The organism is Elioraea sp. Yellowstone, from assembly GCF_006704265.1.
Classification (GTDB): Bacteria; Pseudomonadota; Alphaproteobacteria; order Acetobacterales; family Acetobacteraceae; genus Elioraea.
On the sequence record NZ_VIKA01000008.1, the window covers coordinates 1 to 25,482 of the forward strand.

Here is a 25,482-nt window from a genome sequence, read left to right on the forward strand (position 1 = left end):
GCCGTGCGGCGCGCGCGGGGGCGGCCTCCTCCAGCGCCTTCAGCGCCGCCCGCCGCGCCGCCGCGAGCAGGTCGAGGCGCCGTTCCGCCGGGGCGAGCGCGGATTCCAGTTCGGCCGCCGCCGCAGTGAAGGCCGCGTCGCCTTCGGCGGTGGCCAGGAAGGCAAGCAGTCGTTCACCGAAGCCCGCTGCGGCCTCTTCCAGCAACGGCCAAGCAGCAGGAGCGCGGGCGTGGAGCGCGCGGGCCAGTCTGCGCCGGACTTCCTCGCCGCGTCCGCCCAGGCCCAGCAGCGTCAGCAGTCCTGCCGCGGTGAGCCCGACGGGCGGCGGACAATGCGCGTCGGCGGCTGCCATGCCTTAGCATGGCATGGCAGGGCCAATCCGTTCCACTCCCGTGGCGTCCGTCATGCCCCGAGCGCGCGCCTCGTCGCCGCGATGATCCGGTCCTGCGTCGCCTCCTCCAGGTAGGGATGGAACGGCAGGCTGAACACCTCGGCCGCGAGCCGTTCGCTCACCGGCAGGCCGTTGCCCGCCACCGGATGGTGCGCATAGGCCGTCTGGCGATGCAGCGGCTTCGGGTAGTAGATCGCCGTCGGGATGCCCTCGGCCTTCAGCGCGGCGAGCACGCGGGCGCGGTCGTGGCCCGGGATGCGCAGCGTGTACTGGGCCCAGACCGAGGTATTGCCCGGCGCGAGACGCGGCACGATCGCGACATCCGCCAGGGCGGCATTGTACCGGTCGGCGATCCGCTGCCGCGCCGCGCATTCGGACTCGAACACGGCGAGCTTCTGCAGCAGCACCGCCGCCTGAACCGTGTCGAGCCGCCCGTTCATGCCGACGCGGACGTTCTCGTACTTGTCGTCCTTGCTCTGGCCGTGCACGCGCAGGGAGAGCAGCAGCTCCAGCGTCTCGCGATCATGGCAGAACACGGCGCCGCCATCGCCGTAGCAGCCGAGCGGCTTGGCGGGGAAGAAGCTGGTCGCGGCCATGTCGCCGGTGGCGGCAACATGGGTGCCGTTCCAGGTCGCGCCGAAGGACTGCGCGGCATCCACCAGCACCTTCAGCCCGTGGCGGCGCGCGATCGGCAGCAGCCGGGCGTAGTCGGCCGGCTGGCCGAACAGATCGACCGGGATCATGGCGCGCGGGACGAGGCCGAGCCGCTTCGCCGTCTCGATCCCGGCTTCCAGGCTCGCCGGGTCCATGTTGAACGTGTCCTCGCGCACATCGACGAACACCGGGGTCGCGCCGAACCAGACCACCACCTCGGCGGTGGCGGCAAAGGTGAAGGCCGGCACGAGCACGGCATCGCCCGGCCGGATGTCCCACGCCATCAGCGCCAGCGCCAGCGCATCCGTGCCGTTGGCGCAGGAGAGCGCGAAAGGCACCGAGGCGTAGCGGGCGAGCGCGGTCTCGAGCTCGGCGACCTCGGGCCCGAGGATGTACCTGCCCGAACGGACCACCTTCAGCACCGCCTCCTCCATCGCCGGACCGATGGCGCGCCGCTGGGCGTCGAGGTCGATGAAGGCGATCGGGGCAGGCGGGGGGGCTTCCGGCATCGGGGTTCTCCAGGCGCGGCATGCGGGGGCCGGCCCGGCGCGTGCCGGACCGTCCGGTGCCCCTATACCTCCGGCGGAGGGCGGAAACGAGGCGGGGCCGGTCGTGGCTGCCCGTGGTGCGGCGGCGCGGCGGGCTGGCGCGGCCGGCGTGGTCGCGCCAGTCTCTCCGCCGGACCGGTCCTGGAGCCCGCGATGCTGCCCGTCTTCCTCGCCCACACCGACGCGATGTTCCGCAACTACTACGGTACGGCGGCGCTTGCCGCTCTTTCGCGGGTCGCCGAGGTGCGGCGCAACACCACCGGCCGGCACCTCGCCGGCAGGGAACTGGCCGAGGCCGCCCGGGGCTGCGCGGTGATCGTCTCCGACCGCATGACGCCGGGCGAGGCCGGGACCTTCGCCCACGCGCCCGACCTGGTCGCGTTCCTGCGCTGCGCGGTCGACATCCGCACGATCGACGTGCCGGCGGCCTCGACGCACGGCGTGCTGGTGACGCGCGCCACGCCGGGCTTCGCCGATGCGGTGGCCGAGCTCGGCATCGGCATGATGGTCGATCTCGCGCGCGGGATCGGCCGGGCGACCGCGCACTATCACCGCGGCGAGATGCCCGAGCCGCGGATGGGCCGGCAGCTTGCCGGCGCGACGCTCGGCATCCTCGGCTACGGGGTGATCGGACGGCGGCTCGCCGCCATCGCCAAGGCGCTCGGCATGACGGTGCTGGTCGCCGATCCGCATGTCACACCGGAGGATCCGGAGATCGGCCACGCGCCCCTGCACGAGGTGCTGGCGGCGTCGGATTTCGTCGTCTGCCTGGCGGTCGCGACCGAGGAGACCGAGAACCTGCTCGACGCGGCGGCCTTCGCGGCGATGAAGCCGGGCGCGCTGTTCGTGAACCTCGCGCGCGGCAACCTGGTGGACGAGGCGGCGCTGCGTCATGCGCTCGACCACGGACCGCTCGCAGGCGCGGCGCTGGATGTCGGCCGCGCGCCGGACCAGATGCCCACACCGTCGCTCGCCGCGCATCCCAAGGTGATCGCGACCCCGCATATCGGCGGGCTGACGCCGCAGGCGATCGCGCACCAGGCCTTCGACACGGTGCGCCAAGTGGAGGCGCTGGCGGCGGGGCGGCTGCCGCCGGGCGCCGTGAACGCCGCGCATGCGTACCGGCTGGGCCGGCTCGGCATCGCGCTATGAGCGCGGTGCCGGAAGGCACGACGATGTACCGCCGGGCCGATCCGGCGGCGAACCGTGCCGAGTGGCACCGCTACTACTCGCCCAAGCGCAGCCCGCACCAGCACGCGCAGCTCGAGCTGCTCGGCCGCACCGAGGCACGGCGCGTTCTCGAGATCGGGCCCTATCTCGGCTACGTCACCGCGCTGCTCGACAACGCCGGCTACGCCGTTGAGACGCTCGATCTCGGCCCCCGCCAATTCGCCCGCCCCGAGGTGCCGCACCACGCCTGCGACCTGACCGCGCTCGATCCGGCGCGCTTCGCCGGTTTCGACGCAGTGCTCTGCTGCGAGACGCTCGAACACCTGCCATTCGCGGCCGCGCGCGACGTGCTCAGGCGGCTGCACGCGACGGGTGCGGCGCACCTCGTGGTCTCGGTGCCGTGGTCGGGGCTGCATCTCTGGCTCGCGGTGCAGGTGGCACCCGGATGGCTGCGCAGCGCGCTGCATCTGAAATGGCCGCGGCGTTTCTCCCGCTTCGTGCCGGAAGCCGATCCGCTCGGCCACAAATGGGAGGTCGGCTATCGCGGCACGTCGCTCGCGGCGTGGGAGGGAGCGCTGGCCGCCGCCGGCTGGCGCGTGCGCGAGCGCGTGTTCACCACGCCGACGCGCAGCATCATGCATCTGTGCGACCGGGCGGAGGTGCGGTGACGCCCGAGGCGGCGCGCGCGGCCCTCGATCGTCTCGGCGCGGCCGGCCGGGAGCCCCCCGATCTCGCCGAGGCGGCACTGCTGTTCGCTGCGATCGATGCGCCCGGCACAGACCTCGCGCCGGCGCGTGCGCATCTCGCCGCGCTGGCCGCGGCGGCGGCCGAACTGCGCGACATCGCGCCCGCCGCACGCGCCGGCGCACTCGCCGCACTGCTCGCCGGCCGGCACGGCTATGCGGGCGATGCCGAGACCTACGACGATCTCGCCAACGCCAACCTCATCCGGGTGATCGAGCGTCGGCGCGGCCTGCCGGTGGCACTCGGCATCCTCTGGATCCATGCCGCGCGCGCGGCCGGCTGGCCCGCCTGGGGCATCGACTTCCCGGCACATTTCCTGGTCGGCATCGCGGGCGAGGGCCGGGCGGTGTCGGTCGATCCCTTCGCGCGCGGCCATGCGCCGTCGCCCGCCGAGCTCAGCGCGCTGATCGAACGCATCACCGGACGGACGGTCGAGCTCCAGCCCGGCCTGTTCCGCCGCATGCGCGACCGCGAGGTGCTGCTCCGGCTGCAGAACAACATCAAGGTTCGGCGGCTGAAGGCCGGTGACCTCGCCGGCGCGCTCGCCTGCATCGAGGACATGCTGCGCCTCGTCCCCGATGCGTCCGCGCTGTGGCACGAGGCGGGTCTTGCGAACCGGCGGCTCGGCCGCCATCGGGCGGCGATCGCGTGCCTGGAACGGTTCCTCTCCCTGGCACCCGGCGGCGAGGCCGAGGCGGAGGTTCGCGCCGCCATCGCCGAGAGCCGCGCGCGGCTGAACTGACGCCGCGGCTCAGCGCCTCCGCGCGATCCGGGTGCGGCTTTCCGCCACGAGGGCGACGCGCTCGCCGACGGCGAGACCGTCGCTGTCCGGCTGAACGACGACGATCATGGCGCCGGTGTCCTCGCGCACGACGAACTCGGCGGCGCGCGCGGCGCCGATCCGTCGGATGGCGACGATCGTGCCGAGACGCGCGGGCGCAGGCTCGGACGCCCGGACCATCGGCTCCGGCGTCGGCGGTGGTGGCGACGCCGGGGCGCAGCCGGCAGCGCAGGCGAGCAGAGCGGCGGGCAGTGCGGCGCGCAGGACAGCCTCCACGAACGACTCGCGATGCTGTTGCCAGGATGCCACGCCCATCGCTCGTCTGCGAAGCCGCGCCAGTCCGACTCGGCGCGCGCCGTCTTCCCGCGAGACGCGACTCCGGAGCACGTCCGTAAGGTCCCGACACATGGATGTTGTCGTCGTGTCGCAACGCACGGATCGCGGCACCGCTCCGGAGGACCCGCCCTCATGGCCATTCCGTCCCCGCGCAGGATCGCACGGATGACGCTGCCGCTGCGCGGGGCCGGAGCGATCGTCGTGGTGATGAGCGGCGCCGGCTGCGCGGTCGATCGGGCGGAGATCGCGAAGGCGGGGCATGTGCCCGTGATCGCCGACTATGCCGCGCCTGCCGACATCGCGGACGATCCCTGGGCGCCCTACATCGCCGAGGCCGCATCCCGCTTCGACGTCCCGGAGACGTGGATCCGCGAAGTGATGCAGCGCGAGAGCGGCGGCCGACACAGGGCGGTCTCGCGAGCCGGCGCGATCGGTCTGATGCAGCTCATGCCGGGTACATGGCGGGAACTGCGCGGCCGCTACCGGCTCGGCAGCGATCCGTTCTTGCCGCGCGACAACATCCTGGCGGGTACGGCCTATATCCGCGAGATGTACGACCGGTTCGGCGCGCCCGGTTTCCTCGCCGCCTACAACGCGGGCCCTGGCGCCTTCGCTCGTGCGCTGGCCGGCAGGCACAGGCTGCCGCCCGAGACGCAGCGTTTCGTCGCCGCGATCGCACCGCGGATCGAGGGGATCGCGCCCGCGAGCGGGGCCGTGCCCACGGCCCATGCGGCGCTGCAGGGAGCGATCGCCGGATCGCCCCGTCCGGCACGTCCCGTCCTGTCGGCGGACCAGACGCGCCCCGCCCCGCCTCCGCCGGCCGCCGAGACGTTCGCAGGCGGGTTCCGGCTCGTCTCGGCGGCGCGCGCCGCGACGCTCTCCGTCTCGCTTGCCGCGGCGCCTCCTGCCGAGGCTGCGGACCCCGCGCCAGCCGTGTCCCCGAGCGGCGGTTGGGCCATCCAGGTCGGCGCGTTCCGGACCCTGGAGCCGGCCCGCAGCGCGATCGAACAAGCGCGTGCCGCCGCGCCCGACCTTCTCGCCTCGGCCCGGCCCGCCACACCGAATGTCGAGACCGCGCATGGCCGATTCGTGCGCGCCCGCCTGACCGGGCTCTCGCCGGAAGCGGCGGTGGCAGCCTGCCGACGGGTCGTGCGGCAGGGACAGGCATGCTTCGCCGTCGCTCCGGCGGCGCGGAGCTGACACGCGGCCCCGCCGGTCCGCCGAACGCGGCGGATATCGGGTGTTGCAGCCGTGCCACGGTGAAGCCGTGCCGATGCCCTCCGACGCCCGAGTCGCATCATTCCGATTGCCGGTCCGGATGCGATTCTTTAATGGGTTAGCGCTGGACACTGAGTCATGAGCTGAACACCAAGCCGCAGCCCATGGTGTTCTTGTGCTGTTCTGGGGATGCTGACGCCCGATGACCGCGCCGAACCTGTCCTGGACCGCTCGGATGCGCACCGGACTGCGCGGGATGGCCCTGCTCGCCCTGGCCCTGCTGGCGGCGGCCTGCGCCGGAGACCGCGCCGGCATGCGGCATTCCGCCGGCTATGTCGCCAGCGGCGACTATGCCCCGCCCGGGCCGCCGCATGACCCCTGGGGGCCGTACATCGCCGAGGCGGCCGCGCGGCACGACGTTCCGGAGGTCTGGATCCGCGAGGTGATGCGGGTGGAGAGCGCGGGCCGGCCGGACGCGGTCTCGAGCGCCGGTGCGATGGGGCTGATGCAGCTCATGCCGGCGACCTGGGAGGAGCTCAGGCTACGTTATCAGCTTGGCCCCGATCCGTTCCATCCCCGCGACAACATCCTGGCCGGCACCGCCTATCTGCGCGAGATGTACGACCGGTTCGGGGCGCCAGGCTTCCTGGCCGCCTACAACGCGGGACCCGGCACCTTCGAGCGCTATCTGGCGCGCCAGCGCAGCCTGCCGGACGAGACGCGGCGCTACGTCGCGACGATCGCGCCGCGGATCGCGCATGTCGGGCCCGTGAACCGCGCCGCGCCCGAGGTCTATGCGGCGGCTGCCGTGCCGACGGAGATCCCGCCCGGCCTGCGTCGCGTCGGCCGCGCGGCGCCGGCGCAGCTTGCCTACCGCGCGCCTCCATCGCCGCCGATGCACGTGCAGCCGGCCACGACCGTGGCAGCCAGGACGGTCCCGACGCCGCCGCCGGTCACCGCGCCGGTGCGCGAGCCGGTGATCGTGCGTGCGGCGTTGCCGCCGGCTCCGCCTGCGCCGCCTGCCCCGTCGGGGCGGTTCCAGCTGATCTCCTCGGCGCATGCCGCGCCGGCGCTGGCGGCGCCGCGACCGGCGCAGATCGACGGAGCGTGGGCGATCCAGGTCGGCGCATTCCAGGGCCATGGCCCGGCGCGCAACGCGATCGAGCAGGCGCGCCGCGCGGCACCGGAGCTCCTGGCTTCGGCCGCGCCCGCGGTGTCGCGGGTGCGCACGGACGAGGGCGAACTCGTCCGCGCCCGTCTGGTCGGGCTGTCGGCTGCAGCCGCCGTCGCCGCCTGTCAGCAGGTCGAACGGCGCGGGCTGCGCTGCATCGCAGTGGCGCCGGACGCTCAGGGCTGAGGTTGCCGAGCCCGCATGGCCAAGCCATCCTCTTGCGGCACTGCCGGAGAGGGAGGATCGATCCATGACCGAGGCGGGACCCGGACCTGAGGCGGCATTCCGTGCCTTTCTGAAGGAGGGGCGCTTCATGATCCAGCGCAGCGCCTCCACCGGGCGTCATGTCTTCTATCCGCGCGTGGCCTTGCCCGGCACGGGCGAGCGCGATCTCGAATGGGTGCCGGCAAGCGGCTTCGGCACGGTCTATGCGACCACGGTGGCACGTCAGCGCCCCAACCCGGACGGATCCTCGAACGACTACAACATCGCGATCGTGGAGCTCGACGAGGGGGTGCGGATGATGAGCCGTGTCGAGGGCCTGCCGCCCACCGAGGTGAAGATCGGCCAGCGCGTCAAGGCGCGCATCGCCGAGGTGGACGGGGCGCCGGGCATCGTCTTCGATCCGGTCTAGGGGGCCGGGGGGACATGGCACCCCATCGCGCAGGCGCGGTGGGGACCTCGCCAGCGGCCCCCCGGCGGGTGCAGGGTGAAGCCCTGCGTTTCTTGAGGATTTCCGCCATGGCACATGCGTTGAGGGGCAAGACCGCGGTGGTCGGCATCGGCACGGCGGGCACGGGCGAAGCGCCTGGTCGTTCGGCCATCGAATTGCTTGCCGACGCCTCGCTGAACGCGATCGCCGATGCCGGCCTGAAGCTCTCGGACGTCGACGGCATCTTCGCCGCCACCAGCACGCATGCCTTCCCGACGCTGTCGGTGGCCGAGTATCTTGGCCTGCGGCCGCGTTTCGTCGACGGCACGAATATCGGCGGCGCGAGCTTCGAGGCGCATCTGCTTCATGCCGCACTCGCGCTCGATGCCGGGCTCTGCGATGTCGCGCTGATCTGCTACGGCTCGAACCAGCGCTCGGCCGGCGGCCGGCTCGTGTCGATGAGCGAGCCCCAGGTGTGGGAGGCGCCGTTCAAGCCGCGCATGCCGCTCACCGCCTATGCGCTGGCCGCAAGCCGGCACATGCACCAGTTCGGAACCACGCGCGAGCAGCTCGCCGAGGTGGCGGTGGCGGCGCGCGCCTGGGCGAACCTGAACCCGGCGGCATTCGCGCGGGGACCCTTGAGCGTGGCGGACGTGCTGGCGAGCCGGATGATCAGCGATCCGCTGACCGTGCTCGACTGCTGTCTCGTCACCGATGGCGGCGCGGCCTGCGTGATGACGCGCGCCGACCGGGCGCGGCATCTCGCGAAGCCGCCGGTCTATTTCCTCGGCGGTGCGGGCGCGCAGTGGCATCGGGCGATCAGCGCCATGCCCGATCTCACGGTGACGGCCGCGTCCGAGAGCGGGCCGCGCGCGCTGGCGCATGCGGGCGTCTCGCTCGCCGACGTGAAGCTCGCGATGCTCTACGACGCCTTCACGATCTGCACGGTGCTGTTCCTCGAGGATCTCGGCTTCTGCCCGAAGGGCGAGGGTGGCCGGTTCGTCGAGGGCGGCGCGATCGCTCCGGGCGGCAGGCTCGCGGTGAACACCAACGGCGGCGGGCTCTCCTGCGTGCATCCCGGCATGTACGGCCTGTTCCTGATTATCGAGGCGGTCACGCAGCTGCGCGGGCAGGCGGGCGACCGCCAGGTAAGGGACTGCGACATCGCGCTCGTGCACGGCAACGGCGGCACGCTGTCGGCGCAGGTGACCGGCGTGCTCGGCTCCGCGGCGACGGTGTGAGCGTGCCGGCACCGGACGGCCTGACGAAGCTGATCAGGCCGGACTCGCTCGCCGTGCTCGGCGCATCGAACGACCCGACGCGGATCGGCGGGCGGCCGATCGCCTACATGAAGGCGCGCGGCTTTCCGGGCGCGCTCTATCCGGTGAATCCGAATCGCGAGACCGTGCAGGGACTGACGGCCTATCCGCGGCTCGCCGACGTGCCGGGCCCGGTCGATGCGGCGATCATCGCCGTGCCGGCCTCCGTCGCGCTCGAGGCGGTACGCGACTGCGTGGGCAAGGGGGTCAAGGCGGCGATCATGTTCACCGCCGGCTTCGCCGAGGTCGACGAGACGGGTGCGGCGGCGCAGGCGGAGATCGTCGCGGCAGCGCGCGCCGGGGGGATGCGTCTGCTCGGCCCGAACTGCCTCGGCCTGTTCGATGCCGCGCGCGGCTATTTCCCGATCTTCTCCGCGAGCTTCGAGAACGGCTGGCCGTTGCCTGGGCGGATCGGCATCGTCAGCCAGTCCGGCGCCTACGGCTCGCATGTGGCGGCTCTCTGCCGCGATCGCCGCGTCGGCGCGCCGCTTCTTGTCACCACCGGCAACGAGGCCGACATCACGCTCGGCGAGGTGATCCGCTGGATGGCCGAGGACGAGGCGACCGACGTGATCGCCGTCTATGCCGAGGGCATCCGCGAGGCCCGGTCGTTCCTGGACGGCCTCGAGGTGGCGCGGCGCAACCGCAAGCCCGTGGTGATGATGAAGGTCGGGCGGTCGCGCCTCGGCGCGGCGGCGGCGAGGAGCCATACCGCCTCGATCGCCGGCGACGACGCGGTGACGGATGCGGTGCTGCGCGATGCCGGCGTGCATCGCGTGCGCACGACCGAGGAGCTGGTCGACATCGCGCATGTCGCCACACGGCGCATCTACCCGGTGAACAACACGCTCGGCGTGATCACGATCTCGGGCGGGGCGGGGGTGCTGATCTCGGATGCGGCGGAGGCGCTGGGCCTGCCCATGCCGGCGATGCCCGAGGCGGCGCAACGGCGGCTGAAGGCGTTGATCCCGTTCGCGTCGCCGGCCAATCCGGTCGACTGCACCGCGCAGGCCTTCAACGACATGAGCGTGGTCGGCACCTTCGCCGAGAGCATGCTGGCCGATGGCGGCTACACGAGCGCGATCGGCTTCTTCACCCAGGTCGGCGCCTCGGCCTCCGTGGCGCCGCCTCTGCGCGAGCAGCTCAAGAGGGCGGTGGCCAAGCATCCCGACCGGCTGTTCATCCTCTCGATCCTTGCGCCGGTCGAGACGGTGAAGGCATGGGAGGCGGACGGGTTCCTGGTGTTCGAGGATCCGACCCGGGCGGTGGTGGCGCTCGCGGCGATGGGCCGGTTCGGCGAGGCCTTCGCGCGCGGGCCGCGCGCCACGCCGCCCGAGGTCGCGATGCCTGCGTTGCCGGAGGCCGCGCCCGACGAGGCCGGGGCGAAGCGGATCCTCGCGGCGATCGGCATCACCGTGCCGGAGGAGGAGGTGTGCGCGACGGCGGACGGCGCGGCTGCCGCGGCGCGGCGGATCGGCTTCCCGGTGGCGCTGAAGCTCGCCTCGCCCGACATCCTGCACAAGAGCGAGGCGGGCGGGGTGAGGCTCGGTCTCGCGGACGAGGCGTCGGTGCGGGAGGGCTTCGCCGCGATCCTGCGCAACGCGGCCGCCTATGATCCGCGGGCGCGTGTGACCGGCGTGCTCGTCTCGCCGATGGTCTCGGGCGGGGTCGAGTGCGTGATCGGGCTGAACCGCGATCCGGTGTTCGGGCCAGTAGCGATGGTGGGGCTCGGCGGCGTGTTCGTCGAGGTGCTGCGCGACGTCGCGCTGAAGCTCTGCCCGTTCGGCGAGGACGAGGCGCTGGCGATGATCCGCTCTTTGCGTGGCTTCCCCCTGCTCGATGGCGCGCGCGGGCGGCCGAAGGCGGATGTGGGGGCGCTCGCCGCCGCGCTGGCGCGGCTCTCGGTGCTCGGGGCAGCGGCGGGCCCGCGGCTGCGATCGGTTGACGTGAACCCGATCATGGTGCTGCCGGACGGGCAGGGCGCGGTCGCGCTCGATGCGGTGATCGAGCTCGCGGACTGACCATGCCGATCGACCCGGAACGGCTGCGCAATTTCCCGATCCCGGAGACGCGCCAGCGCGTCACCAAGCGCGACACGATCCTCTACGCGCTCTCGATCGGGCTCGGCCAGGACCCGCTGGACGAGCACCAGCTCGACTTCGTCTACGAGACGCGGCTGCGCGCCTTTCCGTCCATCGCCGCGGTGCTGGGTTATCCCGGGTTCTGGTTGAAGAATCTCGATACGGGGGTCGACTGGAAGCGGCTGGTGCACGGCGAGCAGGCGATCACCTGGCACGCGCCCCTGCCGGTGGAGGGCGAGGTGATCGGGCGGACACGCGTCACCGGCCTGGTCGATCGCGGCGCGGGCAAGGGCGCGCTGCTCTACTCCGCGCGCGAGGTGGTCGATGCCGCGACCGGCACGCTGCTCGCCACGCTCGAGCAGACGACGGTGCTGCGCGGCGATGGCGGCTTCGGCGGGCCGTCCGATCCCGTGCGGCCGCCGCATCCGATGCCCGATCGCGATCCCGATGATGCGGTCGAGCTCGCCACGCGGCCGGAGCAGGCGCTGCTCTATCGGCTGAACGGCGACGACAACCCGCTGCATGTCGACCCGGCGGTCGCGAGGGCAGCCGGGTTCGGCCGGCCGATCCTGCACGGCCTCTGCACCCTCGGCGTGGTCATGCACGCGCTGCTGCGCCGGGTGTGCGGCTACGACACCACGAAGCCGCGCCGTCTGGCTTTGCGCTTCTCGGCGCCGGTCCTTCCCGGCGAGACGATCCGCACCGAGCTCTGGGACGAGGGCGGCGGCGCGTTCTCGTTCCGCGCGCGCGTCCCCGACAGGAACGCGGTGGTGGTGACCAATGGCCTGTTCCGGATGAACCCATGATCGACAAGTTCGTCGCCTCCGCGCTGGAAGCGGTGGCCGACGTGAAGGACGGCATGACCGTGCTGATCGGCGGCTTCGGCCAGGTCGGCACGCCGAACCACCTGATCGAGGCGCTGTGCGAGCGGGGGGTGTGCGACCTCACGGTGGTCTCCAACAACGCCGGCACAGGCACGCACGGGCTGGCCCGGCTGATGGCCGAGGGCCGCGTGCGCAAGGTGATCTGCTCCTATCCGCGCTCGCGCGGTTCGGTGGTGCTGGAGGAGCTCTATCGCGAGGGGCGGATCCAGCTCGAGGTCGTGCCGCAGGGCACGATGGCGGAACGGCTGCGCGCCGCCGGCGCCGGCATTCCCGCGTTCTGGACCCCGACCGGCGCCGGCACGCAGCTCGGCGAGGGCAAGGAGGTGCGCGCGTTCGACGGCCGCGCCTGCGTGCTTGAACATGCGCTCAAGGGCGACGTGGCGCTGATCGAGGCCTGGGAGGCGGACCGCTGGGGCAACCTGACCTATCGGAAGTCGGGGCGGAACTTCAATCCGGTGATGGCGATGGCGGCCGAGCTGACGATCGTGCAGGCGCAGCACCGCGTCCCGCTCGGCGCGCTCGACCCGGAGCGGATCGTCACCCCGGGGGTGTTCGTGGACCGCGTGGTGCACATCCCCTACGGTGCGCCCAGGCTCTGGTGACGGAGGAGGCGATGGACACGGCCGTTGACGTGAAGCCGCTCGACCGACATGGCATGGCGCGGCGACTGGCCGCCGACATCCCCGAGGGCTGGGTGGTCAATCTCGGCATCGGCATCCCGACGCTCGTCTCGGATCACGTGCCGCCCGAGCGCGAGGTAATCTTCCAGTCCGAGAACGGCGTGATCGGCGTCGGCCCTGCGCCGGCATCCGAGGACGAAGACCTTTGGCTGATCAACGCCGGCAAGCAGTTGGTCACGCTGCGCCCCGGCGGATCCTTCGTCAGCCAGTCCGACAGTTTCGCGCTGATCCGCGGCGGGCATCTCGATCTCTGCGTGCTCGGCGCCTTCGAGGTGGCGGAGAACGGCGACATCGCCAACTGGGCGGTGAGTTCGAACGAGAAGGCGCCGGCGGTCGGGGGCGCGATGGATCTCGCCGCGGGGGCGAAACGGCTCTGGGCGATCATGGAGCATACCACCAAGGACGGAAGGCCGCGCCTTGTCCGGCGCTGCTCCTATCCGCTGACGGCGCTCGGCGTGGTCTCGCGCGTCTATACCAACCTCGCCGTGCTCGACGTGACGCCCGAGGGATTCGTGGTGCGCGAGATGGTTCCCGGCCTGACGCCGGAGGCGCTGCAGGCGCGCACCGAGGCGAAGCTCAGGTTCGCGGCATGAGCGCCTCGGATCGTCCCCCGCTCCTGGTCGAGCGCGACGGCCCGATCGCGATTCTGACCATGAACCTACCCGAACGGCGCAACGCGCTGAGCGTGCTGATGCGCGCCGCCTTCGCCGACGCGCTCGAGGAGTTGGAGGGGGATCGGACGGTGCGCGCCGCCGTGGTGACGGGGGCGGCGGGCGTGTTCAGCTCGGGCGGCGATCTCACCGGGATGGAGGTGGACGGTCTGGACGCGGCGCGCGAGCGGATGCGGCGCACGCACAGGATGGTTCGGCTGATGGTGCATTCGCGCCTGCCGCTGATCGCCGCCGTGGAGGGCTGGTGCGTCGGCGCTGGGCTGTCGATCCTGTGCGCCTGCGATCATGCGGTGGCGGCGGGCGACGCGCTGTTCCGCGCCCCGTTCGCACGGGTCGGTCTGATCCCCGATCTCGGCCTGCTGCACACCCTGCCGCGGCGCGTGGGCTTCGGGCGGGCGCGCGAGATGCTGCTGTTCGGCGAGACCTTGGACGCGCGCCGCGCCCATGAGATCGGCCTCGTCGATCGGCTCTGCGCGCCGGGCGAGGCGCTGGCCGAGGCGAAGAGGCGCGCGCTGGCGCTCGCCGAGCTCGCGCCGCTCAGCCTGGCGCTGACCAAGGCCGCGCTCGCCGAGGGGCTGGATCAGGCGCTGGCGCAGGAGCGCGAGCTTCAGGCCGCGCTGTTCATGACCGCCGACCACGCCGAGGGCAAGCGGGCCTTCCTCGAGAAGCGCGCGCCCGTGTTCCGCGGCAACTGACAGGGGGATGGGATGAGCGGACTCTGGCATCTTCCGGCCCTCGACCAGGCGCGGCTGATCCGCACCCGCGCGGTGAGCGCGCGCGAGATGATGGAGGCCTTCCTCGCCCGGCTCGAGGCGGTGAACGGCCGGATCAACGCGGTGGTCGAGACGCGCGCGGAGGAGGCGCTGGCGCTCGCCGATGCCGCCGATGCGGCGGTGAAGCGCGGCGAGGCACTGGCGCCGCTGCACGGCGTGCCGGTGACGATCAAGGTGAACGCGGACCAGAAGGGCTATGCCACCACGAACGGCGTGGTCGCGTACAAGGATCTGATCGCCCCGGAGGACAGCGGCGTGGTCGCGAACCTGCGCGGCTCAGGGGCGATCCCGGTCGGGCGCACCAACACCCCCTGCTACTCGTACCGGTTCTTTACCGACAACGCGCTGCACGGGCGTACCCTGAACCCGCGCAACCCGGCGCTGACGCCGGGCGGGTCCTCGGGCGGGGCCTCGGCCGCGCTCGCCGCCGGCATCGGTGCGATCGCGCACGGCAACGATCTCGGCGGCTCGATCCGCTACCCGGCCTATGCCTGCGGTGTCGCCGGCCTGCGTCCGAGCTTCGGCCGCGTGCCGGCCTACAATCCGCTCGCCGCCGCGGAACGCCCGATCACGCTGCAGCTCTTCTCCGTACAGGGGCCGCTTGCACGCCACATCGCCGATCTGCGCGCCGCCCTGGTGGCGATGATGACCGGGCCGCAGCCCGATCCCTGGCACACGCCGGCACCGCTCGCGGGCGCTCCCGTGGCGCGGCCGATCCGCATCGGTCTCGCAACGCTGGGTGCCGAGCCGCCGGTCGCGGCGGCGCTGCGTCAGGCGGCCGGCTGGCTCGTGGATGCGGGTTACGCGGTCGAGGAGGTGACGCCGCCGCACTGGGACGAGGCGGCCTCGCTCTGGCGGGCGCTGCTGATGGCCGACAGCCGGCGCTTCATGCAGCCGCTGATCGAGGCGAATGGCGACACGGCGACGAAGGCAAGCTGGGCGGCTTGGTCGGCGAACGTCACGGCGGCGGACGAGGAGGCCTATGCCGCCGGGCTCGCGCGCCGCACCGCGATCCTGCGCGACTGGCACCGCTTCTTCCGCCGCCATCCGCTGCTGCTCTGCCCGGTGAGCCGCGCCACGCCGTTCCCGATCGACCTCGATCTCACGGCCGAGGGCCAGGCACGCATCCTGCACGCCCAGGAACCGCTCTACGTGTTCAACTTCCTCGGCCTGCCGGGCGCGGTGGTGCCGACCGCGACAGTGGCGGAGGGGATCCCGCTCGGCGTGCAGCTCGTCGCCGACCGGTTCCGCGAGGATCTGTGCCTGGACGCGGCCGAGGTGATCGAGGCGCGAGCCGGCCCGCCGGCGATCGTCGACCCCGCATAGTCCGGGGCTCGCCGGCAACAGGCGCGCAAGCCCTGTCCGCGACTTCGGGCGGCAGCCTGTCGGTCTGGCGTGGCCGAGGGATAAGGTCGGCCCGATCTGACCGGTTGGCCTGCGAGGCGACGACGGGACCAGACCGGACGGCGGTGCTGTCTCGATTGCCGCGGAACGATCGGTCGAACCCGGCAGGCTGCTAGTGGCTGAACCGGCGCGCACCGCCGTCGACGTGGATCACCTGGCCGGTGATGTAGCGGGCGAGCGGCGAACAGAGGAACGCAACCAGCACCGCGAGGTCGCGCGGCTCGCCGATATAGCCGACTGGCACGTTCGCCTCGGCCCAGGCACGCCGCGCCTCTTCGGTCGGCAGGATGCGCTGGTCGATCTGCTCGCTGCGGAGGCGCCCGGGCGGGATGGAGTTGACCGTGATCCCGTCCCTGCCGACGACGCGCGAGAGCGCCTTGGCCCAGATGTGCACGGCCCCGTTCGGCGCGTTCGCGGCATTGATGCTGAAGGGCTCGTCCGGGCCGGTGATGTTGACGATGCGGCCGAACCGGTTCGCCTGCATCACCGGCACGAGCGCGTGGGCGAAGCGGCGCGCGGCGGTGAAGTTCAGCGTCATCGCCTCCTCCCATGCCGCATCGTCGCCGAGCCCCTCCTGCGGTCGCGATCCGCCCGCATTGTTCACCAGGATGTCGCAGCGGCCGAAGCGGGCGAGCACGGCATCGCGCGCGCGTTCCGCCGCTCCGGGCATGGTGACGTCCTCCATTACCACCAGCGGACGCTCGCCGTGTCTTGCTAGGCCATCGGCCAGCGCCTCGAGCAACGCCCTGCGCCGGGCCAGGATCGCAAGCCGGCAGCCTTCCTCGGCGAGGACCTCGGCGATGCCGCGGCCGAGCCCGGCCGAAGCGCCGGTGACCAGCGCCACCTTGCCGGCAAGCTGGAGATCCATCAGCCCCTCCCGTACACGTCCTCGATCCGGACGATGTCATCCTCGCCGAGATAGGGCCCCGACTGCACCTCGATCAGTGCGAGCGGTATCCTGCCGGGGTTCTCCAGCCGGTGCACGCAGCCGAGCGGCAGATAGACGCTCTCGTTCTCGCGCACGAGCAGCGTCTCCGCATCGCGCGTCACCAGTGCGGTGCCGTTCACCACCACCCAGTGCTCGGCGCGATGGAAGTGCTTCTGCAACGAGAGCCGCCCGCCTGGACGCACGACGATGCGCTTCACCTGGAACCGGTCGCCGGTGATCAGCCCTTCGTAGAAGCCCCAGGGGCGGTACATGCGGCGATGCTCGGTCGCCTCCTTGCGCTTCGCCGCCTTCAGCCGATCGACGATGCGCTTCACGTCCTGGGCGCGACTGCGTGGCATCGCCAGCACGGCATCCTCGTCGGCGACAACCACTGCGTCCGCGAGGCCGAGCACGGCGACAAGCGGCCCGGTGCTGCGGACGTAGCAGTTGCGCGCCTCCTCGAGCAGCACGTCACCGCTCGCGACATTGCCCGAGGCGTCGCGCGTACCGAGTTCCCACAGCGCGGCCCAGGAGCCGACATCGGACCAGCCGATCGATGCAGGAACGACGGCGGCACGGTCGGTCCTTTCCGCCACGGCGTAGTCGAGGCTGATCGAGGGGCTGTCCTTGAACGCGGCGCCGAGGCGGATGAAGTCGAGATCGGTGGTCCGCGTCGCGACCGAGCGGCGCACCGCCGCCAGCACGTCCGGCGCGTGGCGTTCCAGTTCGCCGATCAGGGTGGCGGCCGTGAACAGGAACATGCCGCTGTTCCAGAGATGCCTCCCGCCCGCGAGATACCGCGCGGCGGTCGCCGCATCGGGCTTCTCGACGAAGCGGGCGACCGCGAAGGCCCCCTCGATGCCGGCGAGCGGCAGGCCGCGCTCGATGTAGCCGTAGCCCGTCTCGGGCGCGGTCGGCGTCATGCCGAAGGTGACGATGCGGCCGTCGCGTGCGGCCGCCGCACCGATCGCGATCGCGCGATGCAGCGCGGTCACATCCGCCACCGCGGCGTCCGCGGGCATCATCCAGAGCGGTGTCGCCGGGTCCTCCTCCGCCAGCAGCACCGCGGCGGCCGCGATCGCGGGGGCGCTATTGCGGCCGGCCGGCTCAAGCACGATGCGCGCCTCCTCCACGCCCGCCTCGCGCAGCTGCTCGGCGATGATGAAGCGGTGCGCCTCGTTGCAGACGATGACCGGCGGGGCGAAGCCGGCGGCGGCCGGAGCGCGCAGCGCCGTCTCGACGATCATCGGCCGGTCGGAGACCAGCGGCAGAAGCTGCTTCGGATAGCTCTCGCGGCTCGCAGGCCAGAGCCTGGTGCCGGAGCCGCCCGAGAGGATGACCGGAACGATGCGGGGAAGGTCGGGCATGGGGCGCACCGGGACGAGGGTAGGGGCTCCGATATAGCCCGCTCAGCCGGCCGGGAACACCTCGGGGAAGGCGAGGCGCGGCAGGAACAGCACGATCTCCGGCACCGCGATCAGCAGCAGCACGACCAGCAGGCACACCCCGATGATCGGCAGGGCGTGGCGGAAGGCGTGCAGCTCCTGCACCTCCGCGATCTGGGCGGCGATCAGCAGGCAGATGGAGAGGGGCGGGGTCAGAAGCCCGATCGCCAGCACGATCACCGCGATCACCCCGACCTGGATCGGATGCGCTCCGGCCGCATCGCCGACCGCCTGGATCACCGGCAGGAAGATCAGCACCGCCGGGATCGGATTGAGGGGGATGCCGATCACGATCAGGAACGCGACCAGCAGCAGCATCAGCCCCCAGTAGCTGTCGGTGATGCCGAGCAGGAAGGAGGCGACGGCCGGACCCGCGCCGAGATAGGCCACCAGCCAGCCGTAGATTCCCGAAGCGCCGACGATGAACATCGGGACCGCGAAGGCCACCGCGCTCTCGCCCAGGATCGCGGGGATGTCGCGCAGGCGGATCGCGCCATAGGCGCCGACCGCCAGCAGTCCCGCCCAGAACACGGCGATGATCGCGGCCTCGGTCGGCGTGACGAACCCCCCGGTGACGCCGCCCAGCACCAGCGCGGGGATGAACAGCACCGGCAGGCCGCGCACCACCGCCTCGCCGCGCTCGCGGAGCCGCATGGGCGCCCCCCGCGGCCAGTCGTTGCGCACCGCCAGCAGGTGATTGTAGCCCATCTGGGCCAACCCGATCGCCACCCCCGGCACGATCCCCGCGACCAGGAGCGCGCCGACGCTCACCTGCCCGACCGCGCCGTAGATGATCATGACGATGGACGGCGGAATGACGATGCCAAGGATCGAGCTGCAGGCCGTGATCGCCGCGGCATAGCCGGCCGGATACCCGGCCTTCTTCATCGCCGGGATCAGGATCGCGCCGATCGACACGACGTCGGAGACGGCAGACCCGGAGATCGCGCCGAATCCCATCGATGCGGCCACATTGGCGTGGCCCAGCGCGCCGCGCAGCCGGCCGATCACGGCGTTGGCGACCGCGAGCAGCCGGTCGGTGATCCCCCCGGCCTCGACGATCCGCCCGAGCAGCAGGAACAGCGGCACGGCCAGCAGCGGGAAGTTGTCGATGCCCTGGAGCACCTGGTTGGCGAGGGTCTCCAGGGGCAGGTCGAGCTGGAGCAGCACCGCGAGCGAGGTCAGCAGCAGCGCGAAGCCGATCTCGAGGCGCAGGAAGACGAGCAGGAAGAACAGCCAGATCAGGACCGCGAGCGGCGTGAACACGGCTCAGCTTGCGAAGGCGGCGCGAAGCGCGGCGATGTCCCGCGCGAGCACTTCGGCCAGGAACAGCAGCATCAGCGCCGCCCCCACCGGCATCGCGGCCATCTGCCACGCTTCGGCGATGCCGAGCGTCTCGAGGTCGCGGAACAGGCCGATCTCGGTGAAGCCGATTCCGCCCCAGAGCAGCACAACTGCCGCAATGCCGATTCCGGCGTCGCCGAACAGCTTGAGGCAGGCCCGGCCGCGCGGCATCGACGGCGGCAGCACCTCGCAGACGTAATGGGCTGACCGGCGGACCGCGACGGCCGATCCCAGGAAGACGCACCAGGTGAACAGGAACAGCGCCGCTTCCTGCGTCCAGATCGCCGGCACGCGCAGCGCCTCGCGGCCGCCCACCTGCCAGGCGATGGTGGCGATCAGGGCCGCGAACAGCAGCCCGAGCAGGCGCACCAGCGCCCGCTCCAGCACGGCATTGACGGCGACGAGAAGCTGCAGCGTCAGGCCGTACGCACGGCGGCGCGCACCATCTCGAGCAGGTCGCGCGCGTTGTAGCTCTGCGCGAGCTCGTCCTGCAGCGGCGCGAGCGTGCGCGCGAAGGCGGCGCGGTCGGGTTCGTGCACGGTGATGCGCCCGGCGAACTCCGTGCGCGCGCGCCGCACCACCGCCTCGTCCGCCTCGATGCCGGTCCGGGTGCCGACCTCCATCGCCTCGGCGGCCACCGCCCGAAGGGTGGCGCGATGCGGTTCGGGAATCCTCGCCAGGCTGCGCGCCGACATCGTGAAATGGCCGACCTGGACCTCGTGCATGGTGAGCGACAGGTGCGGCGCGACCTCGTAGAAGCGCTCGGCGATGTAGCCGGAGAGGCTGCTTTCGAGCGCCTGCGCGACCCCGGTCTGGATCGAGGTGTAGACCTCGGCCCAGTTGATCGTCACGGGCAAGGTGCCGAGCGCCTGCCACTGCCGCGCGACCGCTGGCGAGGGGGGCACGCGCATCTTCAGCCCCTTGAGGTCGTCGAGCGTGCGCACCGGCTTCACCGCCGAGAGGTTGCGCGTGCCGCCCATCATGAAGCCGAGCAGCACAAGTCCGGTGCGCCGCTCCTCGTACAGCGCCTGGATGCGGGCGGCGATCGGACCGTCGGCGCGCATGGCCCGGCGGAACGCTTCGTAGTCCGGGATGAGGTAGGCGAGCGAGAAGACGTTGTACTGCGGCACCTGGGCAGCCGCGTTGTTGGTGGTCGAGATCATCAGATCGATGGTGCCGAGCCGCATCTCATCCAGCACCGCCCGGTCCGGGCCAAGCTGGGCCGAGGGGAACAGCGTCGAGCGCACCGCACCATTGGTGCGCCTGGCGATCTCCTCGCCGAACCAGTCGGCCGCCGCGTTGTAGGGATGCGGTGAGGTGACGAGCGTGTGCAGGCGCAGGCTCACCGCATCCTGCGCGCGGGCGACGAAGGGTGTCGCGAGCAGGGAGGATCCGGCGAGAAGCATGCGGCGCTTGATCATCGTCGTCACTCCGCAGCGAGAGGAAGCGTGCCGGGCAGTCGCCAGCCGTACTGCGCATCGAGCCCGAGCGCGCGCACGATCTCGATGCCCTTGGCGAGGTGGGCAGGGTCGAGGCCGCGCAGCGGCCGGCGCAGATCGCCGGCCGGCAGGCCGACTGCCTTCATCAGCGACTTCACCGCGACCGGGTTGATCGCCGAATAGGTGAAGTGCAGCAAGGGCAGGAGGCGCAGATAGCTCTCGCGGAAGACCGCGCTCTGCTCCGGCGCGCGCCACGGCGTGGAGAGCCGCGCCATGCCGGCCGGGTCGATGTTGCCGGTCATGTTCGCCGTGCCGTGGCCGCCCAGCGCCATTGTCGGCACGACCAGGCCGAGATTGGGGCTGTCGCAGCACATCACCGTCGCATCGGGCCTGCCCGCCAGGACCTGGGCCACCTGGCCGACGCGGGTGGTGCTCTCCTTCAGGATGACGTAGTTCGGATGACGGAACAGGCGCAGCAGCGCGTCCCAGGTCAGGTCGGTCTTCACCCGCGGCGGGTTGTTGTAGATGCCGAGCGGCAACTCGACCGCATCGGCCACCTCGGCAAAGAACGCCTCGATGTCAGCCTCGGCGGCGCAGATATACGCAGGGGCCGCGAGGATCGCGCCGTCCGCGCCGTTCGCCTTGGCGTGGCGCAGATAGCCGATCGTCGTGTCGGTGTTGTTGCCGGTGCAGCCGTAGAAGAACTTCATCCGCCCGTCGCGGAAGCGGATCGTCTGCTCGACGACCGCGCGCCGCTCCTCGGGGCTCAGCATCGAGACCTCGCCGGTCGAGCCCATGATCAGCACGGCCGAGGTGCCGTGCGTGGCCTGCCAGTCGAGCAGGGTGCGGAACGCGCCGAAATCGACCGTCCCGTCGGCGTTGAAGGGCGTGATCAGGGCGACGAAGCTGCCCTCGATGCGCATCTTGGCCATGGTTGACCTCCCGCTCGCAGGACTTCAGGTTACGGGACGGGGGCAGGCCGGTCCAGGCCATGCTCCGCGACAGGAGACGCCGATGAGGTACGAGATCCAGTACTGCACGTCCTGAAACTACGAGCCGCGGGCCCTCCGTGCGAGGGATCGACTGCTCGCGAAGAACCCCGGCGCGACGGTGACGCTCACCAAGTCCTCCGGCGGGGTGTTCGAGATCCTGAAGGACGGCAAGCTCGTGTGGTCGAAGAAGGCCACCGGCGCCTTCCCGACGGACCAGGAGGTGGACGCGCTGGCGTGAGCGGCGCGTCCGGTGGCACGGCGCGGCAGGTGTGAGGCCGGCCGCGTCGTGCCATATAGCGTCCATGCCTCAGTTCGTGCTCGACCGCGAGGCGATCGACCGGTTCCGGACCCGCAACCGGATCGAGACCGCGCTCACCCTCGCCGCGCTCGGCCTGCTTGCCGGTGCGATCGGCTTCCTCGCCGCCGGCATCGAGGGGCTGGCGATGGGCGCGGTCATGGCCGTCACGGTGCTCTCTTTCGGCGCGCTGCCGGCGGATGCGGTGTTCCGGCAAGGCTTCGGCGCGGCACCGCTCTCGCCGTTCCACGCGCCAGGGTTGAACGCGCTCGTTCAGGAACTGTCGCGCCGTGCCGCACTGCCATCGGTACCGCGGCTCTACCTGCTGCCGCAGCCCGTGCTGCAGGCGGTCGCGGCGGGCAGCACCGAGCGCCCAGGCATCGGTGTCACCCGCGCGCTGGTCGAGACCCTGCCCGCCGGCGAGCTCGCTGCGGTACTTGCCCACGAGGTCAGCCATGTGCGCCATGGCGACCTGACGGTGATGCGCATGGCCGCCGCCGCGGCAGGAATGACGCGTGCGATGGCCCAGGCGGGGCTGCTGGTGCTGGTCCTCTGGGGGGCCGGGGCGTTCGGCGCGCATCCGCTCTTGCCGCTGCTGCTGATGCTCGCACCGCTCGCCTCGGACCTGCTTGCCCTGTCGCTCTCGCGCACGCGCGAGTTCCTCGCCGATGCGGGGGCGGTGGAGCTCACCGGCGATCCGGCCGCGCTCGCCTCGGCGCTGCGCCGGCTGCAGGCGCTGCAGGGCGACGACTTCGAGCGGCTCGGCAGTCGTGGACCGCGCTGGCTGCGCTGGTTCCGCACCCACCCGACGATCGACGAGCGCGTCGCCGCACTCGCCGCGGCCACCCGAGTGGTGCGCCCGGCCCTGCCGGCATGGGAGGGCGTGCCCTGGACGGTCCCGCCCACGGTCCGCCGACGGCCCAACCCGTGGCGGCGGTAGGCGTCGGCCGGCCGCAGGGCTATCGTCGCGCCATGACGCCGCTCTCTCCCGGCATGCGCGTGCGCAATCCGAACCGTCCGGACTGGGGCGAGGGGCAGGTCCAGTCCGTCATCGGCAGTCGCGTGACGGTGAACTTCGAGCACGCAGGCAAGCTGCTGGTGAACATCGCCGTGGTGACGCTCGAGCCGATCGAGACCGATCGCGACGTGGTGTGGTGACCGCGGCATGAACGAGGCCTGGTCGGCGGCCTTCGCGGCCCTGCTCGATGGGCGGCTCGCGATCGCGGCCGCCGTCACCGCTGCCGCCGGCGTGATGCGCGGCTTCGCAGGCTTCGGCACCGCGATCACTCTCGCCCCGGTGTTCAGCCTGCTCTGGACGCCCGCGGTCGGCGTGCCGACCATGCTGCTGATGGAGGCGCTGATCGGCAGCCAGCTGCTGATCGGCTCGTGGAAGCACGTGAACCGGCGCGTCGCGTTCCCGATGGCCCTCGCCGCCTGTGCGCTCGTCCCCGCTGGGGCGTGGATCCTGTTCGCGACCGATCCGGCGACGCTGACGCGCGCGATGGGCGCGCTGGTGCTGCTCTTCGGCGGCCTGCTCGCCTCGGGCTGGCGCTACCGCGGCGCGCGGCCGCTGCCGCTCAACATCGCGGTCGGCGCGCTCGCCGGCGTGCTGAAGGGCTCGACCGGAATGAGCGGCCCGCCGGTGATCCTGTACCTGCTCGCCGGCACCGAGGCGGCGCGCGAGCACCGCGCCAACCTGATCCTGTTCTTCGCCGTGCTCGGTCTCGTTGCCCTGCTGCCGCCCCTGCTCGCCGGGCTGTTCACCATCGAGGTGCTGGTGAAGGTGGCCGTGCTGACGCCGTGGCTGCTCCTGTTCGTCCGCATCGGCGCCGCCCTGTTCGGCCGGATCGGCGAGCGGAGCTTCCGCCGCGTCGCCTACGCGCTGCTGCTGGTGGTCGGTCTGGCGGCGCTCCTGGCATGAGCCGGTGATCCTCCGCCATTCACGTCACGCCCCGCCGTGCAGCAGTGAGCGCGCGGTCGGGACGAGGATCGAGACGTCGCGACGCCATGCCAGGCGATCCAGCTCCGGCAGGTGCGTCCCGGTCCAGACGGGCATCCGTGCGAGCGCGTCGAGATGCGACCGGTACGCGTCGAGGTCGGTGAAGGGGAGCATCCATGCGAACACGGTTTCGCCTGCGCGGGCGGGCAGCCGGGGGTAGGTGTTGGGGCTGTGCTCGCTCGCCAGGGCCGCCACGATCCGCGCGCCGGCGGCGGTGAGGGTGGGCGCGATCGCCTGACGGAAGAACGAGCCGAAGCCGGCTTCCGTCTCCGGCGGCAGGGAGCAGACCGTGGCCACGACGACGCCGCGGCCCGAGCCTTCGGCGTCGATCGGAGGGCGTGGTGCCGGCGCGACGACGATCTCCGTGCCGGGACGTGCCGGGCGCAGAAGCAGCACGTTGTCGGTGTTGACCATCGTCGCGCGCGCCTGTTCGGCGTACCGCGCCCAGACAGGGCCGCCATAGAACGCCTCCAGCGCCGCGGCGCGCGCGTGCATGTCACGGAAGCCGCGCAGCCAGACGAAGGCGTCGGGATCGTCGAGGTCGCGGAACTGCCCGAGGATTCTCATCCCGGTCTCCTCCTGGCTCTCGACGAAGCGGCGATCGAACAGCGCGATGAGCCTATCCCGCGTGCCGGGACGGAGGCGGTAGCGGCGCAGTTCGATCACGCCGTTTGCCGCACCCGCGGCGTCCGTGGCGGAAGCGGCTGATGTCTCCGGGCATCCGGGCATGGTCCCTCCGGTAAAACAGGACGATCATCCTGTTTGACAATACAGGACAGTTGTCCGGTTATGTCAAGCCGCCGCGGGACACCGGCGAGGACATCGGCGATGACGACGCGATCCGTTCCGGCCAGGAAGCGAACGAACGATCCGGAGGGGCTCAGGCAACGACTGGTCGAGGCGGCCCATGTCGCTTTCCAGCTCAAGGGCTACCACGGTGCGGGAATCCACGAGCTGAAGCACGCGGCGGGCACGACCGGCGGCGCACTCGCCCATCACTTCCCAACCAAGAAGGCGCTCGGGCTGGCCGTGCTGCGCGACCGGGTCGCCGCCGCGGTGGAGCGTGCCTGGATCGCGCCGGTCCGGGCGGCGCCGACGGCGGCAGCCGGCATCGCGGCGGCATTCGCCGGCATCATCGCCGAGCTGAAGCGCGCCGGCGAGGTCACGGGTTGTCCGCTGAACAACCTGGCGATCGAACTCGCGCGGCACGACGCCGCGTTCCGGACGGAGATCGAAGCGGTGTTCCTGCGCTGGCGCCGTGCGATCGCCGAGAAACTGCGCCAGGATCTCGAGGCCGGCCTGATCGCCGGACTGCAGCCCGACGCCTTCGCGACCTTCGTCGTCGCCTCCTATTCCGGCGCAATGACGATGGCCAAGGTCAGCCAGAGCACGGTGCCGCTCGAGCTCTGTGCGGCCGAACTGGCCAAGATCCTCGAGGACGCCCGCCGCCCCGCCGGCCCGCCGGCGGACACGGCGGGGCGTGGGAGCCCGCAGCGTCGCCCCCGCCGTTGACGCGATCTCTCGCCCACGGCCCCGTGTCGCGAAGCGTGTCCATCCCAGTCG

27 protein-coding genes and 1 pseudogene are annotated in these 25,482 nt (G+C 72.0%); 18 read left to right on the forward strand and 10 right to left on the reverse strand.

Features of this window, described 5'->3' with window-relative positions:
• Together FK498_RS02565 and FK498_RS02570 are read right to left on the reverse strand one after the other, a co-directional pair.
• Positions 1-352 (reverse strand): hypothetical protein (locus FK498_RS02565; RefSeq protein ID WP_202614716.1); only part of this gene is annotated, 352 nt, incomplete at its 3' end.
• Between the two features lie 50 nt (positions 353-402).
• Positions 403-1,554 carry a DegT/DnrJ/EryC1/StrS aminotransferase family protein gene (locus FK498_RS02570; protein ID WP_141851247.1) on the reverse strand — a complete coding sequence of 384 codons (1,152 nt, stop codon included), beginning with the start codon at positions 1,552-1,554 and terminating at the stop codon, positions 403-405.
• 192 nt (positions 1,555-1,746) lie between these two features.
• Here FK498_RS02570 and FK498_RS02575 point away from each other — a divergent pair, with 192 nt between their 5' ends.
• The 3 genes from FK498_RS02575 to FK498_RS02585 are packed head-to-tail and all read left to right on the forward strand — an operon-like array spanning position 1,747 to position 4,249.
• Positions 1,747-2,745: an NAD(P)-dependent oxidoreductase gene (locus FK498_RS02575; protein WP_141851248.1), complete on the forward strand. Its 999-nt coding sequence runs from the start codon at positions 1,747-1,749 to the stop codon at positions 2,743-2,745.
• Entirely contained in the window at positions 2,742-3,431 is a 690-nt protein-coding gene (locus tag FK498_RS02580) for a bifunctional 2-polyprenyl-6-hydroxyphenol methylase/3-demethylubiquinol 3-O-methyltransferase UbiG (protein WP_141851249.1), read from the forward strand. Before FK498_RS02575 ends, FK498_RS02580 begins: the two co-directional genes overlap by 4 nt.
• The gene (locus FK498_RS02585) at positions 3,428-4,249 is read left to right on the forward strand and encodes a SirB1 family protein (RefSeq protein WP_141851250.1); all 822 of its coding nucleotides are present in this window, start codon (positions 3,428-3,430) and stop codon (positions 4,247-4,249) included. The genes FK498_RS02580 and FK498_RS02585 overlap by 4 nt, the downstream gene beginning before the upstream one ends.
• A gap of 9 nt (positions 4,250-4,258) precedes the next feature.
• Here FK498_RS02585 and FK498_RS02590 read toward each other — a convergent pair whose 3' ends face one another.
• Positions 4,259-4,468 (reverse strand): hypothetical protein, encoded by a 210-nt coding sequence (locus FK498_RS02590; protein ID WP_141851251.1) that lies wholly within the window; start codon positions 4,466-4,468, stop codon positions 4,259-4,261.
• Positions 4,469-4,789: 321 nt separating this feature from the next.
• Here FK498_RS02590 and FK498_RS02595 point away from each other — a divergent pair, with 321 nt between their 5' ends.
• From FK498_RS02595 to FK498_RS02640, 10 genes are all read left to right on the forward strand, one after another.
• A complete protein-coding gene (locus tag FK498_RS02595) occupies positions 4,790-5,824 on the forward strand; it encodes a lytic transglycosylase domain-containing protein (protein ID WP_237560812.1) in 1,035 nt (344 codons plus the stop codon).
• Positions 5,825-6,044: 220 nt separating this feature from the next.
• On the forward strand, positions 6,045-7,199 hold the full coding sequence (locus FK498_RS02600; RefSeq protein ID WP_141851253.1) for a lytic transglycosylase domain-containing protein: 1,155 nt from the start codon (positions 6,045-6,047) through the stop codon (positions 7,197-7,199).
• 64 nt (positions 7,200-7,263) lie between these two features.
• A complete protein-coding gene (locus FK498_RS02605) occupies positions 7,264-7,647 on the forward strand; it encodes a Zn-ribbon domain-containing OB-fold protein (RefSeq protein ID WP_141851254.1) in 384 nt (127 codons plus the stop codon).
• A gap of 107 nt (positions 7,648-7,754) precedes the next feature.
• Positions 7,755-8,906: a thiolase gene (locus FK498_RS02610; RefSeq protein WP_141851255.1), complete on the forward strand. Its 1,152-nt coding sequence runs from the start codon at positions 7,755-7,757 to the stop codon at positions 8,904-8,906.
• A gap of 2 nt (positions 8,907-8,908) precedes the next feature.
• Entirely contained in the window at positions 8,909-11,005 is a 2,097-nt protein-coding gene (locus FK498_RS02615) for an acetate--CoA ligase family protein (protein ID WP_237560813.1), read from the forward strand.
• Between the two features lie 2 nt (positions 11,006-11,007).
• Positions 11,008-11,871 carry a MaoC/PaaZ C-terminal domain-containing protein gene (locus FK498_RS02620; RefSeq protein WP_141851257.1) on the forward strand — a complete coding sequence of 288 codons (864 nt, stop codon included), beginning with the start codon at positions 11,008-11,010 and terminating at the stop codon, positions 11,869-11,871.
• Positions 11,868-12,551, forward strand: a complete 684-nt coding sequence (locus FK498_RS02625; protein WP_141851258.1) for a 3-oxoacid CoA-transferase subunit A — start codon at positions 11,868-11,870, stop codon at positions 12,549-12,551. Before FK498_RS02620 ends, FK498_RS02625 begins: the two co-directional genes overlap by 4 nt.
• An 11-nt stretch (positions 12,552-12,562) precedes the next feature.
• Positions 12,563-13,222 (forward strand): 3-oxoacid CoA-transferase subunit B, encoded by a 660-nt coding sequence (locus FK498_RS02630; protein WP_141851259.1) that lies wholly within the window; start codon positions 12,563-12,565, stop codon positions 13,220-13,222.
• Complete coding sequence (locus FK498_RS02635) at positions 13,219-13,995, forward strand: enoyl-CoA hydratase/isomerase family protein (protein ID WP_141851260.1); 777 nt, start codon at positions 13,219-13,221, stop codon at positions 13,993-13,995. Before FK498_RS02630 ends, FK498_RS02635 begins: the two co-directional genes overlap by 4 nt.
• 12 nt (positions 13,996-14,007) lie before the next feature.
• Positions 14,008-15,399: an amidase gene (locus FK498_RS02640; RefSeq protein WP_141851261.1), complete on the forward strand. Its 1,392-nt coding sequence runs from the start codon at positions 14,008-14,010 to the stop codon at positions 15,397-15,399.
• A 190-nt stretch (positions 15,400-15,589) separates the two neighbouring features.
• On the opposite strand, the gene FK498_RS02645 is transcribed toward FK498_RS02640, so the two are convergent.
• From FK498_RS02645 to FK498_RS02670, 6 genes are read right to left on the reverse strand one after another with little or no spacing between them, the layout of a single operon-like run.
• Entirely contained in the window at positions 15,590-16,345 is a 756-nt protein-coding gene (locus FK498_RS02645; RefSeq protein ID WP_141851262.1) for an SDR family NAD(P)-dependent oxidoreductase, read from the reverse strand.
• A complete protein-coding gene (locus tag FK498_RS02650; RefSeq protein WP_141851263.1) occupies positions 16,345-17,772 on the reverse strand; it encodes a mannose-1-phosphate guanylyltransferase/mannose-6-phosphate isomerase in 1,428 nt (475 codons plus the stop codon). Before FK498_RS02650 ends, FK498_RS02645 begins: the two co-directional genes overlap by 1 nt.
• A gap of 42 nt (positions 17,773-17,814) precedes the next feature.
• Complete coding sequence (locus FK498_RS02655) at positions 17,815-19,116, reverse strand: TRAP transporter large permease (RefSeq protein ID WP_141851264.1); 1,302 nt, start codon at positions 19,114-19,116, stop codon at positions 17,815-17,817.
• Positions 19,117-19,119: 3 nt separating this feature from the next.
• Entirely contained in the window at positions 19,120-19,581 is a 462-nt protein-coding gene (locus FK498_RS19145) for a TRAP transporter small permease (RefSeq protein ID WP_161988283.1), read from the reverse strand.
• Between the two features lie 29 nt (positions 19,582-19,610).
• A complete protein-coding gene (locus FK498_RS02665; protein WP_141851266.1) occupies positions 19,611-20,615 on the reverse strand; it encodes a TRAP transporter substrate-binding protein in 1,005 nt (334 codons plus the stop codon).
• Between the two features lie 5 nt (positions 20,616-20,620).
• The gene (locus tag FK498_RS02670) at positions 20,621-21,565 is read right to left on the reverse strand and encodes a 4-hydroxy-tetrahydrodipicolinate synthase (protein WP_141851267.1); all 945 of its coding nucleotides are present in this window, start codon (positions 21,563-21,565) and stop codon (positions 20,621-20,623) included.
• Positions 21,566-21,692: 127 nt separating this feature from the next.
• On the opposite strand from FK498_RS02670, the pseudogene FK498_RS02675 reads away from it, so the two are divergent.
• The 4 genes and pseudogenes from FK498_RS02675 to FK498_RS02690 form a co-directional block, all read left to right on the forward strand.
• Positions 21,693-21,863 (forward strand): annotated as a pseudogene (locus tag FK498_RS02675) (SelT/SelW/SelH family protein); the annotation flags it as partial.
• 64 nt (positions 21,864-21,927) lie between these two features.
• Positions 21,928-22,860 (forward strand): M48 family metalloprotease, encoded by a 933-nt coding sequence (locus FK498_RS02680; RefSeq protein WP_141851269.1) that lies wholly within the window; start codon positions 21,928-21,930, stop codon positions 22,858-22,860.
• Between the two features lie 32 nt (positions 22,861-22,892).
• Entirely contained in the window at positions 22,893-23,078 is a 186-nt protein-coding gene (locus FK498_RS02685; RefSeq protein WP_141851270.1) for a DUF3553 domain-containing protein, read from the forward strand.
• A gap of 7 nt (positions 23,079-23,085) precedes the next feature.
• Complete coding sequence (locus FK498_RS02690) at positions 23,086-23,841, forward strand: sulfite exporter TauE/SafE family protein (RefSeq protein WP_141851271.1); 756 nt, start codon at positions 23,086-23,088, stop codon at positions 23,839-23,841.
• A gap of 24 nt (positions 23,842-23,865) precedes the next feature.
• On the opposite strand, the gene FK498_RS02695 is transcribed toward FK498_RS02690, so the two are convergent.
• On the reverse strand, positions 23,866-24,585 hold the full coding sequence (locus FK498_RS02695; protein ID WP_161988284.1) for an NIPSNAP family protein: 720 nt from the start codon (positions 24,583-24,585) through the stop codon (positions 23,866-23,868).
• A gap of 162 nt (positions 24,586-24,747) precedes the next feature.
• Between FK498_RS02695 and FK498_RS02700 the strand changes: the two genes are divergently transcribed.
• Complete coding sequence (locus tag FK498_RS02700; protein WP_141851275.1) at positions 24,748-25,431, forward strand: TetR/AcrR family transcriptional regulator; 684 nt, start codon at positions 24,748-24,750, stop codon at positions 25,429-25,431.
• Positions 25,432-25,482 lie beyond the last annotated feature (51 nt).

Coding starts and splice junctions, on each gene's coding strand:
- FK498_RS02605 (WP_141851254.1), top strand. CDS start 7,264: ATGACCGAGGCGGGACCCGGACCTGAGGCGGCATTCCGTGCCTTTCTG.
- FK498_RS02580 (WP_141851249.1), top strand. CDS start 2,742: ATGAGCGCGGTGCCGGAAGGCACGACGATGTACCGCCGGGCCGATCCG.
- FK498_RS02665 (WP_141851266.1), bottom strand. CDS start 20,615: ATGATCAAGCGCCGCATGCTTCTCGCCGGATCCTCCCTGCTCGCGACA.
- FK498_RS02700 (WP_141851275.1), top strand. CDS start 24,748: ATGACGACGCGATCCGTTCCGGCCAGGAAGCGAACGAACGATCCGGAG.
- FK498_RS02690 (WP_141851271.1), top strand. CDS start 23,086: ATGAACGAGGCCTGGTCGGCGGCCTTCGCGGCCCTGCTCGATGGGCGG.
- FK498_RS02680 (WP_141851269.1), top strand. CDS start 21,928: ATGCCTCAGTTCGTGCTCGACCGCGAGGCGATCGACCGGTTCCGGACC.
- FK498_RS02575 (WP_141851248.1), top strand. CDS start 1,747: ATGCTGCCCGTCTTCCTCGCCCACACCGACGCGATGTTCCGCAACTAC.
- FK498_RS02590 (WP_141851251.1), bottom strand. CDS start 4,468: ATGGTCCGGGCGTCCGAGCCTGCGCCCGCGCGTCTCGGCACGATCGTC.
- FK498_RS02620 (WP_141851257.1), top strand. CDS start 11,008: ATGCCGATCGACCCGGAACGGCTGCGCAATTTCCCGATCCCGGAGACG.
- FK498_RS02645 (WP_141851262.1), bottom strand. CDS start 16,345: ATGGATCTCCAGCTTGCCGGCAAGGTGGCGCTGGTCACCGGCGCTTCG.
- FK498_RS02670 (WP_141851267.1), bottom strand. CDS start 21,565: ATGGCCAAGATGCGCATCGAGGGCAGCTTCGTCGCCCTGATCACGCCC.
- FK498_RS02570 (WP_141851247.1), bottom strand. CDS start 1,554: ATGCCGGAAGCCCCCCCGCCTGCCCCGATCGCCTTCATCGACCTCGAC.
- FK498_RS02600 (WP_141851253.1), top strand. CDS start 6,045: ATGACCGCGCCGAACCTGTCCTGGACCGCTCGGATGCGCACCGGACTG.
- FK498_RS02625 (WP_141851258.1), top strand. CDS start 11,868: ATGATCGACAAGTTCGTCGCCTCCGCGCTGGAAGCGGTGGCCGACGTG.
- FK498_RS02640 (WP_141851261.1), top strand. CDS start 14,008: ATGAGCGGACTCTGGCATCTTCCGGCCCTCGACCAGGCGCGGCTGATC.
- FK498_RS02610 (WP_141851255.1), top strand. CDS start 7,755: ATGGCACATGCGTTGAGGGGCAAGACCGCGGTGGTCGGCATCGGCACG.
- FK498_RS02595 (WP_237560812.1), top strand. CDS start 4,790: ATGACGCTGCCGCTGCGCGGGGCCGGAGCGATCGTCGTGGTGATGAGC.
- FK498_RS02685 (WP_141851270.1), top strand. CDS start 22,893: ATGACGCCGCTCTCTCCCGGCATGCGCGTGCGCAATCCGAACCGTCCG.
- FK498_RS02630 (WP_141851259.1), top strand. CDS start 12,563: ATGGACACGGCCGTTGACGTGAAGCCGCTCGACCGACATGGCATGGCG.
- FK498_RS02650 (WP_141851263.1), bottom strand. CDS start 17,772: ATGCCCGACCTTCCCCGCATCGTTCCGGTCATCCTCTCGGGCGGCTCC.
- FK498_RS02635 (WP_141851260.1), top strand. CDS start 13,219: ATGAGCGCCTCGGATCGTCCCCCGCTCCTGGTCGAGCGCGACGGCCCG.